This is a genomic window from Collinsella sp. CLA-JM-H32B (assembly GCF_040098065.1).
In the GTDB taxonomy this organism is placed as follows: Bacteria; Actinomycetota; Coriobacteriia; order Coriobacteriales; family Coriobacteriaceae; genus Collinsella.
Genome location: NZ_JBBNNA010000003.1, coordinates 63570 through 78071, shown reverse-complemented (window position 1 = coordinate 78071; position 14502 = coordinate 63570). Strand labels below are relative to the sequence as shown.

Annotated in this window: 12 protein-coding genes; 11 read left to right on the top strand and 1 reads right to left on the bottom strand. The window is 59.2% G+C overall.

The features are described 5' to 3' along the window. The first annotated feature begins 88 nt into the window (after positions 1-88). On the top strand, positions 89-1981 hold the full coding sequence (gene ftsH / locus AAA138_RS03400) for an ATP-dependent zinc metalloprotease FtsH (protein ID WP_195520463.1): 1893 nt from the start codon (positions 89-91) through the stop codon (positions 1979-1981). A gap of 76 nt (positions 1982-2057) precedes the next feature. Beyond that, entirely contained in the window at positions 2058-2510 is a 453-nt protein-coding gene (locus tag AAA138_RS03395; protein WP_349089564.1) for a DUF523 domain-containing protein, read from the top strand. 130 nt (positions 2511-2640) lie between these two features. Here the strand turns inward: AAA138_RS03395 and AAA138_RS03390 are convergent, their stop codons facing one another. Then, positions 2641-3729, bottom strand: a complete 1089-nt coding sequence (locus tag AAA138_RS03390) for an iron-containing alcohol dehydrogenase family protein (protein ID WP_349089563.1) — start codon at positions 3727-3729, stop codon at positions 2641-2643. Positions 3730-4215: 486 nt separating this feature from the next. Between AAA138_RS03390 and ileS the strand changes: the two genes are divergently transcribed. From ileS to AAA138_RS03345, 9 genes are all read left to right on the top strand, one after another. Further along, positions 4216-7017, top strand: a complete 2802-nt coding sequence (gene ileS / locus AAA138_RS03385; protein ID WP_349089562.1) for an isoleucine--tRNA ligase — start codon at positions 4216-4218, stop codon at positions 7015-7017. 240 nt (positions 7018-7257) lie between these two features. Then, on the top strand, positions 7258-7857 hold the full coding sequence (gene lspA / locus AAA138_RS03380; protein ID WP_349089561.1) for a signal peptidase II: 600 nt from the start codon (positions 7258-7260) through the stop codon (positions 7855-7857). Continuing rightward, positions 7857-8870 carry an RluA family pseudouridine synthase gene (locus tag AAA138_RS03375; RefSeq protein WP_349089560.1) on the top strand — a complete coding sequence of 338 codons (1014 nt, stop codon included), beginning with the start codon at positions 7857-7859 and terminating at the stop codon, positions 8868-8870. The genes lspA and AAA138_RS03375 overlap by 1 nt, the downstream gene beginning before the upstream one ends. Positions 8871-8952: 82 nt before the next feature. Then, the gene (locus AAA138_RS03370; protein WP_022094595.1) at positions 8953-10248 is read left to right on the top strand and encodes a glycosyltransferase family 2 protein; all 1296 of its coding nucleotides are present in this window, start codon (positions 8953-8955) and stop codon (positions 10246-10248) included. An 81-nt stretch (positions 10249-10329) separates the two neighbouring features. Next, a complete protein-coding gene (locus AAA138_RS03365; RefSeq protein WP_349089559.1) occupies positions 10330-10752 on the top strand; it encodes a prepilin peptidase in 423 nt (140 codons plus the stop codon). A gap of 31 nt (positions 10753-10783) precedes the next feature. Then, positions 10784-12031, top strand: a complete 1248-nt coding sequence (locus AAA138_RS03360) for an HD domain-containing protein (protein WP_349089558.1) — start codon at positions 10784-10786, stop codon at positions 12029-12031. A gap of 61 nt (positions 12032-12092) precedes the next feature. Beyond that, positions 12093-13442, top strand: a complete 1350-nt coding sequence (locus AAA138_RS03355; RefSeq protein ID WP_349089557.1) for a replication-associated recombination protein A — start codon at positions 12093-12095, stop codon at positions 13440-13442. Between the two features lie 95 nt (positions 13443-13537). Then, positions 13538-14131, top strand: coding sequence for a hypothetical protein (locus AAA138_RS03350; RefSeq protein ID WP_349089555.1), 594 nt, complete (start codon positions 13538-13540; stop codon positions 14129-14131). Further along, positions 14124-14501 carry an ATP-binding protein gene (locus AAA138_RS03345; protein WP_117736300.1) on the top strand — a complete coding sequence of 126 codons (378 nt, stop codon included), beginning with the start codon at positions 14124-14126 and terminating at the stop codon, positions 14499-14501. The genes AAA138_RS03350 and AAA138_RS03345 overlap by 8 nt, the downstream gene beginning before the upstream one ends. Position 14502: the final 1 nt, after the last annotated feature.

Genomic DNA, 14502 nt, shown 5'->3' with positions numbered 1-14502 from the left:
GTCCTTTCGTGCCCGGCGTCGGTTTATCGCCGTCCGGGTTGGGTATTCTAGAAAGCATTATCAACCCCAGTAGATGGAGTTCAAGCAGATGGAGATGGATGACAACAAACGTAGACGGAATATGATCCTCTACGTGCTCATCGCCTTCGTCGTCTACCTCGTGCTCTCGACCGTTCTGTTCCCCAACATCGGTCACACGCAGCAGATTACGAAGACCGATTATTCGACGTTTGTCAAAGCGCTCGATAAGAAGAGTGTCGACAAGGTCGAGTACAACACGGACGATTACACGATTTATTACACCAAGAAGGGCGAGGACGAGAACATCGCCTACAAGACGACCGGTGTGCCGAATGACGCGGGCTTTACCGATCGCGTGCTTGAATCTGGCGCCTCGCTTGAGTCGGTCGTTCCCGATAAGAACTCGGGTCTGATGACCTACTACCTGCTTACGCTCATTCTTCCCATGGCGATTTTCTTCCTGATCGGCTGGTGGCTCAACCGCCGCATGAAGAAGGCCATGGGCGATGACGGTCCGTCGATGAACTTTGGCGGCGGCGGTTTTGGCGGCGGTGGACTGGGTAAGTCCGGCGCGCGCGTGATCGCCTCCAAGGACGTGGGCGTGACCTTTAAGGATGTCGCCGGCCAGGAAGAGGCCAAGGAATCCCTCAAGGAGGTCGTCGACTTTCTGGAGAAGCCGCAGCGCTACGAGGAGATTGGCGCCAAGCTGCCGCGCGGTGCTCTCCTTGTTGGCCCTCCGGGTACCGGTAAGACCCTGCTAGCCAAGGCTGTTGCCGGCGAGGCTGGTGTTCCGTTCTTTAGCATTTCGGGTTCTGAGTTCGTCGAGATGTTCGTCGGCCGTGGCGCCGCCAAGGTGCGCGACCTGTTTAAGCAGGCCAAGGAAAAGGCCCCGTGCATTGTGTTTATCGACGAGATCGATACCATCGGCAAAAAGCGTGACGGCGGCGGCTTTAGCGGCAACGACGAGCGCGAGCAGACGCTCAATCAGTTGCTGACCGAGATGGACGGCTTCGATAACCACAAGGGTATCGTTGTCCTTGCCGCAACCAACCGCCCCGACAGCCTCGATCCCGCCCTGCTGCGCCCCGGTCGTTTTGACCGCCGCATCCCCGTTGAGCTGCCCGACCTGACCGGACGTAAGAACATCCTCGAGCTCCACGCCAAGAGTGTGAAGACCGAGCCGCCGATCGATCTGACCGCAATTGCCCGCGCCACGCCCGGTGCCTCGGGCGCCGACCTGGCCAACATCATCAACGAGGGCGCCCTGCGTGCCGTCCGTGAGGGTCGCAAACGCGCCACGCAGGACGACTTCGAGGAGTCGGTGGAGGTCGTCATCGCCGGCCAGCAGCGTAAGTCTACGGTGCTGTCCGACCATGAGAAGCAGGTTGTGTCCTACCACGAGATCGGCCATGCCATCGTTGCCGCTCGCCAGAAGGGCTCTGCGCCGGTCACCAAGATCACCATCGTGCCTCGCACGAGCGGTGCTCTGGGCTACACCATGCAGGTCGAGGAGGATGAGCGCTTCCTGACCACGCGCCAGGAGGTGCTGGACAAGCTCGCCGTCTATTGCGGCGGACGTGCCGCCGAGGAGCTTATCTTTGGCGAGATGACGACCGGCGCCGCCAACGATATCGAGCAGGCCACCAAGCTCGCCCGTAACATGGTGACGCGCTTTGGTATGTCCGACGAGTTTGGCATGATGGCGCTCGGTACCGTTCAGAATGCGTACCTCAACCAGGACACGTCGCTCACCTGCGCTCCCGGTACGGCCGAGCGCGTGGACGCGATTGTCGCCAAGCTGATCGAGGATGCGCACGACCGCGCCCTGCAGATCCTGAAGGAGAACAAGTTTAAGCTCCACGAGCTGGCTCGTTACCTGTACAAGAAGGAGACGATCACGGGCGAGGAGTTTATGAATCTCCTCACGCGCGAGAATCCGCTGATGCCAAAGCAGCAGTAATACTGGTTGCGCAGTGTCAATCGCCCCATTTGAGTGCCCATCTCAAATGGGGCGTTTTGCGTGGGGAGTGTTGTATATGAAGATCGTGGTGAGCGCCTGTTTAATGGGCGAGAGCTGCAAGTATAACGGGCTCGACAACTATCATCGAGAGCTGGTCGAGGCTTGCGAGCGCACGGGGACCGAGGTCCTCTTGGTGTGCCCTGAGGTCTTTGGCGGCCTGCCCACGCCGCGCAAGCCGTCCGAGATTGTGAACGGCGAGGTCCGTACCTGCGAGGGCATCTCGGTTGATCGCGAATTTCGCCTGGGTGCCCAACGTGCGCTCGATATGTGCGAGCAGGCAGGCGGACCGGAAGAGATAGTCGCGTGCATCCTGCAAGATCGCAGTCCCTCGTGCGGCGTCGGCCGTAACTACGACGGAACCTTCAGCGGCACGCTCACTCCGGGCAACGGTGTTTTCGTCGACCTGCTGCTGCGTCACGGGTACCGCGTGATTCCGGCCAGCGAATTTGACCCCAGTATGTTGGAATAGCAAATGAAAGGGGGAGGCCATCGAGTAGATGGTCGCCCCCTTTACTGACAAGCTAAACTATTTCAACAGATGTTCAATGGCGTTTGCCCAGATAAAACCTGCCAAAATAAACCTGTCCCTTTTTGGTAGGTTAGGCGAGGAGGGTGTGGCCGTAGGCGTCGGCGGCCTTGATGGCGGCGGCGAATTTTTCGTCGGTGAAGGGCTCGGGGTTTCCCTGCTTCCACTCGTTGGTGGCGTGGGCATACTCACACAGCGCCGGAATGTCGGCCTCGGTAAGGCCGACCTGCTCAAGCGTCACGGGCAGCCCCATCTGCTTGTTAAAGGTGGCGTAGCGCTCAAGGTTCTCGGTGTCGCCCGTGTAGGCGAACAACACGAGCACGCCCAGGCTCACGACCTCGCCGTGCAGGTAGGTGCCCTCACGCGGAATGCTGCAGGTGGCATTGTAGAACGCGTGCGCCACGCTCGAGTTGTAGTAGTAATCGTTCTGGTTGGTCAGGTTCGAGACATAGCCCGTGTTGACCACGATATCGAGCGCGATCTGCTTGACGGCCTCGCTCGACAGGTCCTGGCGCACGTCCTCAAGACCCTGGACGCCATAGGTAAACAGCGGCTCGGAGCAGGTGTGGGCGAGTGCCAGGCCAAGACCGGCGGTGTGCTCCAAATCACCGGCGCTCGTGGCGTACTCGACCTCGGGCTGCTTAGAGAGGGCATCGCCTACGCCGGCCCAGAAGTACTCCGCCGGTGCCTCGGCGATGATCTTGGGGTTGATGAAGATGTGCGCCGGTCGGTTGGGGTACGAATAGCCCTCGAGCGAGCCGTCGTCGTTGTACACGACGGCAATGGCGGTCGCGGCGGAGCAGTTGGAACAGATCGTCGGGACCGTAAAGACGATCTTCTTGAGCTCGATGGCTGCGGTCTTCACGGTGTCGAGCGCCTTGCCGCCGCCGCACGCGATAAGCACGTCAGCTTCCTGGCAGGCAGGGGAATTCACGACCTTGGCGATATTGGCACGCGTACTGTTGGTGCCGTAGACGCGCGTCTCGAGAATTTCGACGTCGGTACCCGCCAGCGCAGCTTCGATACCGGGAAGTGCTGCGGCCAGTGCCCGCTTGCCACCGATGATCGCGACCTTCTTCGCGCCGTACTCGGCCAGCGCGCCGGGCAGCTCGTCAAAGCAATCCTCCCCAACGGTGTAGTCGCTCATTCCAATCGTGCGCATAGCAACCTTCTTTCGTTCGATAAAGTGCTTTCAGGTATTTTGCTCCAAGAGAAGGTCCACAGCCGCGAGAAATTTCGAACGTATAAAACCAGTGTTGAGGGTTTTTCGCCGGCGAGGAACGTGCTAGCATACTCCGCATAAGCGTTGATGGGGACGAGTAGTCGGCCATCCGCATGCTACAGAGAGCGGGGAGCGCTGAGAACCCGTGCATGCGACCGATGAAAATCACCCCGGAGCTGCGGTCCCAACGGACGTGCCGCACAGGCACGTCTCAGTAGATATCGCCGAGATGGTCGTCGATACAGGCCAGCCGAGTAACGGATGCGAGCGCGCTAGAAGCGGGCGAGGGCATCTAAGCTGGGTGGTTAAGCGAAGAGCTTTTGCGGGCGCACAGCCCGTTTTATGGCGCTTCGTCCCAGCTTGCAGGGACGGGCGCTTTTTTTGGTGCCCAGAGGGCGTGCGCGCCCACGACATGAAAGGGGTACCGTGGCAAACGAGTACAAGCAGACGATGAATCTGCCCAAAACCGGATTTCCCATGCGTGCCGGTCTTTCCAAGTCCGAGCCCAAGCGACTCAAGGACTGGCAGGACAACAAGGTCTACGAGCAAGTTCTAAAGAAGAACGAGGGGCATAAGAAGTTCGTGCTGCACGACGGCCCTCCGTACGCCAACGGCCCGATCCACATCGGCCATGCCATGAACAAGATCTCCAAGGACATGATCAACCGCTACTGGATGATGCAGGGCTATGAGGTTCCTTATGTCCCCGGTTGGGACTGCCACGGTCAGCCGATTGAGCACAAGGTCGAGGAGAAGCTCGGCACCGAGAAGTTCAACCAGACCTCCACGGCTAAGATCCGCGAGCTTTGCAATAAGTTCGCTGTCGAGAACATCGAGCTGCAGAAGGCCGGCTTCCGTCGCCTGGGCGTGCTCGGCGATTGGGACAACCCGTATCTGACGCTCTATCACCAGCATGACGCCGCCGACATCGAGGTCTTCAAGGCTATGTTCGACAAGGGCATGATCTATCGCGGCCACAAGCCCGTCCACTGGTGCAAGCACTGCCACACCGCGCTGGCCGAGGCCGAGATCGAGTACTCCGACGAGACGAGCCCCTCTATCTTCGTTCGCTTTGAGATGACCTCCAAGCCTGCCGGCCTCGAGAACTTCGACGGCCCGGTCGACTTTATCATCTGGACGACCACGCCGTGGACCATCCCCTCCGACCAGGCAGTTTCTCTCAAGCCCGGTGCCGCCTACGTCGCCGTTGAGCACGATGGTCGTGCCGAGGTCATGCTCGAGGACCTGGCTCCCAAGTGCTGCGAGGAGTTTGGCTGGGAGTACACCCCGGTCATGGTCGACGGCAAGCCCTACGTGGTTCCCGCCGAGACCTTCCACCACATCCACTACAAGCAGCCGATCTTTGACGGCGTTGAGGGCGTGGCGCTGCTGGCTGATTACGTCGGTGTCGATGACGGTACCGGTATTGTCCACAACTCGCCCGGCCACGGCGTCGACGACTACTTTGCCTGCCTCAAGGAGGGCATCACCGACATCTGCATGCCGGTCGATGACGATGGCAAGTTCTACACCGGTGAGGAGTTTGGCACCGGCGGCCCCTTCAGCGGTATGGATACCGACGAGGCCAACCCGCACATCATCGAGTTCCTGCGCGAGCGCGGCACCCTGGTCCTCGAGAAGAAGATCACGCACAGCTATCCGCACTGCTGGCGCTGCAAGCATCCGGTGCTCTTCCGTGCTACCGACCAGTGGTTTGTCTCGATGGACAAGACCGGCTTGCGCGAGCAGGCTGGCAAAGAGGTCCGCGAGAACGTCAAGTGGTATCCGGCGCATGCCGCCAACCGCATCGGTGCCATGGTCGAGCAGCGTCCCGACTGGTGCATCAGCCGTCAGCGCAACTGGGGCGTGCCCATCCCGAGCTACACCTGCGCCGACTGCGGCGAGAAGGTCATGAACGACGCCACGCTCGACGCCGTCATCAAGCTCTTCCACGAGAAGGGCTCCGACGCCTGGTTCACCGACGCTCCCGAGAGCTACCTGGGCGAGGCCTGCGTCTGCCCCAAGTGCGGCGGCCATCACCTCAAGGCCGATAAGGACATCCTCGACGTGTGGTGGGACTCCGGCGTGTCTTGGAAGGCCGTCTGTGAGTATCGCCCCGAGCTGGAGTATCCGGCGGACGTGTATCTCGAGGGCTCCGACCAACACCGCGGTTGGTTCCAGAGCTCGCTGCTCACTTCGGTGGGTGCCAACGGTCATGCTCCGTACAAGGCAGTCGTCTCGCAGGGCTTCACGCTCGACGGCCAGGGCCGCAAGATGTCCAAGTCGCTCGGCAACGTCATCGACCCCAATAAGGTCTGTGACGAGATGGGCGCCGACATCATCCGCCTGTGGGTCGCCTCCGTCGACACCAGCTCCGACGTTTCCATCGACCATGAGATCCTTGCTCGTACGTCCGATGCCTACCGTCGTTTCCGCAACACGCTGCGCTTCCTGCTCTCCGAGCTCGAGGGTCAGTTTGAGCCTGAGACCGACGGCGTCGCCTTTGCCGACCTGCTGCCGCTCGACAAGCTCATGGTTGCCCGCCTGACTCAGGTCCAGGCCGAGGTCGACGACGCCTACGCCAGCTACGAGTTCCCGCGCGCCTACCGTGCGCTCTACGACTTCGTGGTTACCGAGCTCTCCAACGTGTACCTCGACGCCCTGAAGGACCGTCTGTACTGCGAGAAGCCCGGCTCGCTCGAGCGCCGCAGCGCCCAGACCGTGCTTGCCGAGCTCTTCTCGATGCTCATGCGCGACCTGCAGCCGATCCTGTCCTACACGGTCGACGAGGCCATGGCCTATGCGCCCGCCGGCTGCGTCGACCACCAGAAGTACGCCGCGCTGCTCGATTGGTACAAGTCGCCCATCACGGTCGACGAGGCCAATGAGTTCGAGGGCGTGCTCGAGGCTTCGCTCGAGCTCCGTAGCGCCGTGACCAAGGCCCTTGAGGATGCCCGCTCCGCCGGCACCTTCACCAAGAGCCAGCAGGTCCGTGTCAAGGCGGTCGTTCCCGCCGAGATGTACGCGCTGCTGACCGGCGACAAGGCCGTCGATCTGGCCGAGTTCTACATCGTCTCCGATGTTGAGCTGACCCAGGGCGAGGAACTTTCCGTTGCTATTGAGGCTGCCGAGGGCGAATGCTGTGACCGTTGCTGGAACTATCGCACCACCGTCGGCGAGTACAACGGCCACGCGCATATCTGCAAGCGCTGCGCTGACGCGCTGTAGTTACGCGGTTTTACCAAACCGCGTAACGGCTCGACGCTGCAAACCCGCCAGAGCGGCAATCTGCCTTTCAGCTTCGGCGGCATGACCATAAGGTCTATGCCGCCTCGCTTCAAGGCACCTTGCTCGCTCTGGCGGGTTTTCGCTGTCGGTAACGAATCATCGGCTATTTCGTTGCTGGTCAATATAAGATATTGATTTGCATTAAACGTAATTCGATGTTCTTGAGGGTAGGGGATTGATTTGGGTCGTACTGGGGATATGACGCCGCCTTTGCGTTGGCGGTTGGGTGTTGCTGGTGGGGTGGCGCTGGTTGTGCTGCTTGTTGACCAGCTGACCAAGCTTGCGGTTCGTGCCGTCGGCGACGCTTTGCATGTGACTGTCATCCCCGGTGTGATCGACTTTATGTTTGTCCGCAATATCGGCGCTGCCTTTAGTATGGGTGAGGGGCATGGCATCGCGTTTGCCGTGCTGGCGTTGGCGGTCATTATCGCTATTGCCGTGTACCTCGTTCGTGCGCCCCAGCTCGCCCATCTTGAGGTTGTGGGCATGGCGATGGTTGCGGGCGGTGCTATCGGCAACGCTATCGATCGTTTGGCCTTTGGCTTCGTGACCGATTTTATTGCAACCACCTTCATCGACTTCCCCGTCTTCAATGTGGCCGATATCGGCATTACCTTGGGCGTCGTGCTCGCCCTCTTCGGCTACATGTTCTTGAGTCCCGCGGCCCGTGAGGTCGATGCGACCGCCGAGCTTAACGCCCGTGACGAGGCCCGCGCCATGCGCAAGGCTAAACAACGTGGGGAGCGTGCCCGCAAGATTCGCGAAAGGAATGAGCGTTAATGGCCGACATCCATATTCTCGTTGCCGATGATTCCGCTGGTCAGCGTCTTGACGCCTATCTGGGCGCCAACGATGGCTGTCCCACGCGCTCTGCCTGCGCGCATCTGATTGAGGGCGGTGCCGTATGTGTCAATGGCGAGACCTGCCTGTCCAAAAAGTACGCCGTGCGAGTCGGCGACCGTATTTCGGTCGATCTGCCCGAGCCACACGATCCCACCGATGTGATTCCCGAGGCCATCCCGCTCGATATTCGCTATGAGGACGACTATCTCATTGTGCTCTCCAAGCAGCGCGGCCTGGTGTGCCATCCTGCACATGGTCATGAGAGCGGTACGCTCGCGAATGCCCTGGTCTATCACTGTGGTATCGACCATCTGGGCACCGTGCAGGGCGAGGACCGCCCCGGTATTGTGCATCGCCTGGATCGCGATACCTCGGGTCTCATGCTTGCGGCAAAGGACGACGACACCCAGCGCGCGCTCCAAAACCTTATCCGTACGCGCACGCTCGACCGCCGCTACATTACGCTCGTTCACGGTCATATCGCTATGGATGAGGGCACCATTAACACCGGCATTGCCCGGTCTACGCGCGACCGTGTCAAGATGGCGGTTTCTGATGACCCCTTTGCGCGCCAGGCCATTACGACCTTTAAGGTCCTTGAGCGCTACGATTCCACGCGTTTTGACGACGGCTATACGCTCGTCGAGTGCCACCTGTTTACGGGCCGCACACATCAGATTCGTGTGCATATGCGCCATATCAACCACGCCTGCGTGGGCGATCCACTCTACGGCAAGTGCGATGCACGCGCCGATCAGGGTCTGACCAGGCAATTCCTTCATTCCTGGCGCGTCGCATTTGACCATCCCGTGACGGGGGAGCGTATTGAGTGCCGCGATGAGCTGCCGTGGGACCTTGCCGCGGTTCTGGATGACCTGGCCCCGCGTTCGCTCGGCCGCACTGCCGCCGGCGACGACATCGTCCCGCAGCTTGGCCTTCTAGAAGCCTAGCCGGTATTAGGTGGTTTCTTGAACTCGGTAAGCCTGCGGTAAGATATACGATTGTTTACGTAATGCGTTCCTGGGAGCCTGCATGCTCGCCTTTTTACAAACCAACACACCCATCGTGATTTTCAACCAGATTGTCGTCACGCTGCTCACGGTCTGCTTTCTGTACCAGGTGGTCTTCTTTGTCATCGGCGCTCTTCGTGGCGAGGTCGCGCCTCCCAAGGCCAAAAAACTCCACCGCTATGCCTTCTTTATCGCGGCGCATAACGAGGAAGCCGTGATCGCCAACCTCGTACGCTCCATCAAGGACCAGGATTATCCGTCCGAGCTCATCGAGGTCTTCGTGGTCGCCGATGCCTGCACCGACAACACGGCGCAGCTTGCGCGCGAGGCCGGTGCTATTGTTTATGAGCGCAATGACCTGGCCCGTAAGGGCAAGAGCTGGGTCATGGACTTTGGTTTCGATCGCATTCTCAACGAGTATCCCGACACGTTTGAGGGTTACTTTATCTTCGATGCCGACAACGTTATCTCCCGCGATTACGTGTCTAAGATGAACGATGCCTTTGACCAGGGCTTCCATGTGGTCACGAGCTATCGCAATTCCAAGAACTTCGGCAGCTCGTGGATCTCGGCAGCTAATGCCACTTGGTACCTGCGCGAGGCGCGCTTCCTCAACAACGCGCGTAATATCTGCAAGACGTCCTGCGCTGTCTCGGGTTCGGGCTATCTCATCTCCGCCAGCGTTATCGAGGGCATGCACGGCTGGCAGTTCCATACGCTGACCGAGGATATCCAGTTCACCACGTTCTGCGCCATTCACGGCATTCGCATTGGCTATGCGCCGGCGGAGTTCTTTGACGAACAGCCCGTGACGTTTAAGGCGTCCTGGAAACAGCGCATGCGTTGGACCAAGGGCTTCTACCAGGTGTTCTTTACCTACGGTAAGCACCTGGTCAAGTCGACGTTCCGCTATCATCGCTTTGCTGCCTACGACATGTTTATGACCATCGCTCCGGGCATGCTGCTGTCCCTGATCTCCATGCTCGCCAACGCGACCTTCCTCATCGTGGGCGGGCTTTCGCACGGCTTCTTGGCCACCGAGGTCGAGATGCAAGCTTGTGCCGCTTCGCTCATCATGACCTTCGCGATGATGTACCAGACCTTCTTTATCCTGGCACTGCTCACGACCATCTTTGAGTACAAGCATATTCACTGCGCGCAAAAGTGGCGTTTGGTGACCAACCTGTTTACCTTCCCGATCTTTATGTTCAGCTATATCCCCATCACGGTGGCGGCCCTGTTCCTAAAGGTCGACTGGGTCCCGACGCAGCACGCCGTCAACGTTACCCTCGACGAGGTCATGCAAGGCGCCAAATAACCACCACCAAAACCACCACAAAGGGGACAGGCACCTTTGTGGTGGTTTTTGCTTTCGAGTAGCTGCCCAAGGAGGTGCACGATGCCCTACATCCCATTTTGGATTTGCATCTTTGCCGGTGCGTTGGTTGATGCCCGTGAGCGACGGTTTCCCAATGAGCTTGCCGGCGTGTGTGCGGTGGCGGCGTTGGCAGGCGTCTGGCTCGACAAGGGCGTTACCACGGCGCTTGACCACGCCGGTCTTGCGGTCATCGTCTACCTTGCCCTTGTGCTCACTGAGTCGCTCTGGCGGCGCCTCCGCCAAACCCCCGGCATCGGCATGGGGGATGCCAAGGCGCTCTTCGCGCTTTGCACGCTTGACCCTCTGGGCGGCATCGTGGCATTTGCCGTCGCACTCCTGGTCCTTGCCCTCTCCTGCCTCTTCACAAAATCGCGCTCCCTGCCATTGCTCCCGTTTTTGGTGCCGATTTTTGCCATAATCGAGGTCGTGGGCTGCACGGTGTAACCGATTGTGCATCCTTCTTAAGGAGCATGCCATGGCAACTAATCAAGAAACGGCCGTCATTAAGGCGCGCATGGACCGGATTCCGTCGGCGTTGTCGCCCGAGCTTTTCGAGCGCATTTCCGCCGATCGTGCTTCGGGTTCTGTCAACCCGTATCGTTGCAACGACAACCAGGTCATTCGTCGTATTGATCGCGCTGCCGACAAAGGCACGCTTATGCGACCGGCATTTATGCGCGATACCGAAAAGATTCTTCATCTTCCGGCGTACACCCGTTATGCAGGCAAAACGCAGGTCTTTAGCTTCCGTAGTAATGATGATCTGTCGCGCCGCGGATTGCACGTGCAGCTTGTCTCGCGCATTGCGCGCGATATCGGTCGCGCCCTGGGGCTCAACTGCGATCTGATCGAGGCGATTGGCTTAGGCCACGACTTGGGCCACACGCCCTTCGGTCATGCCGGTGAGCGATTCCTCAACGATATCTATCACGAGCGTACCGGCCGCTTCTTTTTTCATAACGTGCAGTCGGTTCGCGTGCTCGATGCGCTGTACGGTCGTAACGTGTCGCTCCAGACGCTCGACGGCGTCTTGTGCCATAACGGCGAGTACGAGCAACGCGTGTTTGAGCTTTCGGACATGGGTTCCTTTGACCAGTTCGACCGAACCGTCGAGGAATGCATTGCCACGGGTTATAGCGCAATAGAGCACCTGCGCCCCATGACACTCGAGGGCTGCGTGGTTCGCATCTCGGATATCCTTGCCTACGTTGGGCGCGATCGCCAAGACGCTATTGCGGCGGGCCTGCTGTCACCCGACGCCTTTGACGATGGCCTGGGCGGGGCATACAACAGCTGGATACTTACGCATGCCTCCATCGATATCGTTGAGCACAGCTATGGCAAGCCGCGCATCGAGATGAGCGAGGAGCTGTTTGAGGAAATCCGCCGAGCCAAGCGCGAGAACTACGTAAAGATTTATAGCAAGGGCGGCATTGAAGGCGACTCCGAAGCGGAACTGCGCGAGGCGTTCGAAAAGCTCTACGACCGTTGCCTGCAGGATATAAACGAAGGCGACGAGTCCTCTTACATCTTTAAGCATCACATTTCGCGCATTGAGCAGCAGCTTTCCTACTACGATCGCACCTATGCCTGGCAGGACGACAAGGATCAAGCGGTGGTGGATTACATCGCGAGCATGACGGACGGTTATTTCTGTGAGCTGACGAGCAAGCTGTTCCCGGGATTAAAGTTTCCGCACCGTACCTATATTAACGAACGGTAGTTCGTATATATTCGGTATACTTATTAGTGAAAAACGTTTTTGATTGATGCACGGGATGGCTATGGACGACCTTTTTTCTGCCTCGACGCGCGAGCGTTCCTTTAAAAATGCGCCGCTTGCGGTTCGCATGCGCCCCAATTCGCTCGACGAGTACGTGGGTCAGCAAAAGGCCGTGGGCAAGGGTTCGTGGCTGCGTGCGGCAATCGAGCATGATGTGCTATCGAGCGTGATTCTGTATGGGCCGGCCGGCACGGGCAAGACGACACTGGCCCACATTATCGCTAACCATACCAAGAGTGAGTTTGTCGAGGTCAGCGCCGTGACGGGCACCGTGAAGGACTTGCGTCGCGTGATTGACGAGGCAAAGACGCGCCTGAATACGTATGACCGCCGTACCATCTTGTTCATCGACGAGATTCACCGTTTTTCGAAGTCGCAGCAGGATGCGCTTTTGCATGCGGTTGAAAACCGTACCGTCATTATGATTGGCGCCACGACGGAGAATCCGTACTTCGAGGTCAACTCGGCGTTGCTCTCGCGCGGTCGCGTGGTAGAGCTTGAGCACCTGAAGGACGAGGATATCGCCACGCTGATTGAGCGTGCACTCGAGGCACCGCAGGGTCTGAGCGGCAAGTTCTCGGCCGATGAGGATACGGTTAAGACCATCTGCACGCTGGCCGCGGGTGATGCTCGCTCGGCGCTCACGACGCTCGAGCTTGCAAGCGAGATTGCCGTAACGCGTCCCGATACCGAGGGAACGCCAGCGCCGGCGGCGGGGGAGCGCTATCCCATCACCGTGGATGACGTGAAGATTGCCAACCCGCGTCGTGGCTTTTCGTACGACAAAAACGGTGACATGCACTATGACATTATCAGTGCGTTTATTAAGTCTATGCGCGGCAGCGACCCCGATGCCACGATCTATTGGCTTGCACGCATGATCGATGCTGGAGAGGACCCCAAGTTTATTGCTCGCCGTATTATGATCCATGCTTCCGAGGACGTCGGCAACGCCGATCCGCAGGCGCTTTTGGTGGCGCATGCCGCATTTAAATCTGCCGAGGTCATTGGCTATCCCGAATGTCGCATTAACCTGGCTCAGGCTGCGCTCTATGTGTGCTTGGCACCAAAATCCAACGCGTGCGAGGCTTCGATCGATGCGGCGCTGGCCGATATCCATTCAAGTGGACTGCGCGAGGTACCGAGTTATCTGCGCGACCGTCATCGCCCGGGCAGCGACGAATACGGTGTGTATAAATATCCGCATGATTATCCCGAAGGCTGGGTCGATCAGCGCTATTTGCCCGAGGGACTGGAGCGCGGTGCGTTTTGGCAGCCTGCCGGCCGCGGTTGGGAAGAGTGGCGCGTAGAACAAAGCGAACGCGACCGTAGCGGCAATGCTCCCAAGTAGGTCATTGGCGCCTCGCACATTCCCTTTGGGTATCTTTCCCCTTCTTTGGGGTACCATGAAGAGCGTCTGTATTTCGATTCCTTCGGGAGGCTTGTATGAGTCCCATTCAAATCGCCCTGCTGTTGCTTGCCGTTGTCGGCGTGTGGGCTGTTATCGAACTCGCGCTCACGCTGCGCAAGACCCGCACCGTCGTTGATTCGCTCGACAAGACAGTCAGCGACCTCAACAACACCATCGCCGAGGCTCAGCCCGTGGTGGCAAAGCTCGATGGCGCTGTCGATGAGCTCACCCCCGCACTTGCCCAGGTTGAGCCACTCCTCAAATCGAGCAAGACCGCTGTCGACGCCCTTACTTCCAATCTCGTAGAGGTCGAAGCCGTGGTTCGCGACATCTCCGAGGTTACGGGCAGCGTGGCCGAGGCCAGCAATGCCGTATCGAGCGTGACCGACTCTGCGGCTGGTGCCGTGCAGAAGCTCTTCAATAAGGTGAAGGCTCCTGCAGCCGACGCCGATCGCAAGCTCGCCGCTGCCGCCGCCGAGGCCGAGCAGCCTACCGAGCGCGTTCTGATTGGTGAGGCTGAGGACGAGGCCGCCGATGGTGCGGATGCGGCTCATAAGTCCGCAGCCAAGCCTGCTCAGTATTACACCTATACGCCCGCCGAGACCTCCGAGGAGTCCTGCGATGAGTAGCGAAGCAACCTGCCCCATTACGCTGAGCGTTGCCGGTGATCCGCGTCTCGCGCGCTTGGTGCGCATGACTGCCGCCAACGTCGGCGCCCTGTGCTCTATGTCCGTCGATCGCATCGAGGATATTCGTATGGCTGCCGAGGAAGCCTTCATCTTTGGATGCACGGCCGTTGATTCCGACGATATTTCGATCAAATTCGATGTCGACGAATCCCATGTGGGCATGACCTTTACCTTTGGCGACCAGGCGACTGTCGATGAGGATGACCAGGCTGCCGTATATGCCGAGCTCATTTTGGCGAGTGTGTGCGACTCCTACGAAAAGACTACAGCGCCCCTGACGCTTTCCCTCGACCTCAAGGCGGATATCTAAT

Coding starts and splice junctions, on each gene's coding strand:
- AAA138_RS03355 (WP_349089557.1), top strand. CDS start 12,093: ATGGACGACCTTTTTTCTGCCTCGACGCGCGAGCGTTCCTTTAAAAAT.
- AAA138_RS03365 (WP_349089559.1), top strand. CDS start 10,330: ATGCCCTACATCCCATTTTGGATTTGCATCTTTGCCGGTGCGTTGGTT.
- AAA138_RS03345 (WP_117736300.1), top strand. CDS start 14,124: ATGAGTAGCGAAGCAACCTGCCCCATTACGCTGAGCGTTGCCGGTGAT.
- AAA138_RS03390 (WP_349089563.1), bottom strand. CDS start 3,729: ATGCGCACGATTGGAATGAGCGACTACACCGTTGGGGAGGATTGCTTT.
- AAA138_RS03395 (WP_349089564.1), top strand. CDS start 2,058: ATGAAGATCGTGGTGAGCGCCTGTTTAATGGGCGAGAGCTGCAAGTAT.
- AAA138_RS03350 (WP_349089555.1), top strand. CDS start 13,538: ATGAGTCCCATTCAAATCGCCCTGCTGTTGCTTGCCGTTGTCGGCGTG.
- AAA138_RS03375 (WP_349089560.1), top strand. CDS start 7,857: ATGGCCGACATCCATATTCTCGTTGCCGATGATTCCGCTGGTCAGCGT.
- AAA138_RS03360 (WP_349089558.1), top strand. CDS start 10,784: ATGGCAACTAATCAAGAAACGGCCGTCATTAAGGCGCGCATGGACCGG.
- ftsH (WP_195520463.1), top strand. CDS start 89: ATGGAGATGGATGACAACAAACGTAGACGGAATATGATCCTCTACGTG.
- AAA138_RS03370 (WP_022094595.1), top strand. CDS start 8,953: ATGCTCGCCTTTTTACAAACCAACACACCCATCGTGATTTTCAACCAG.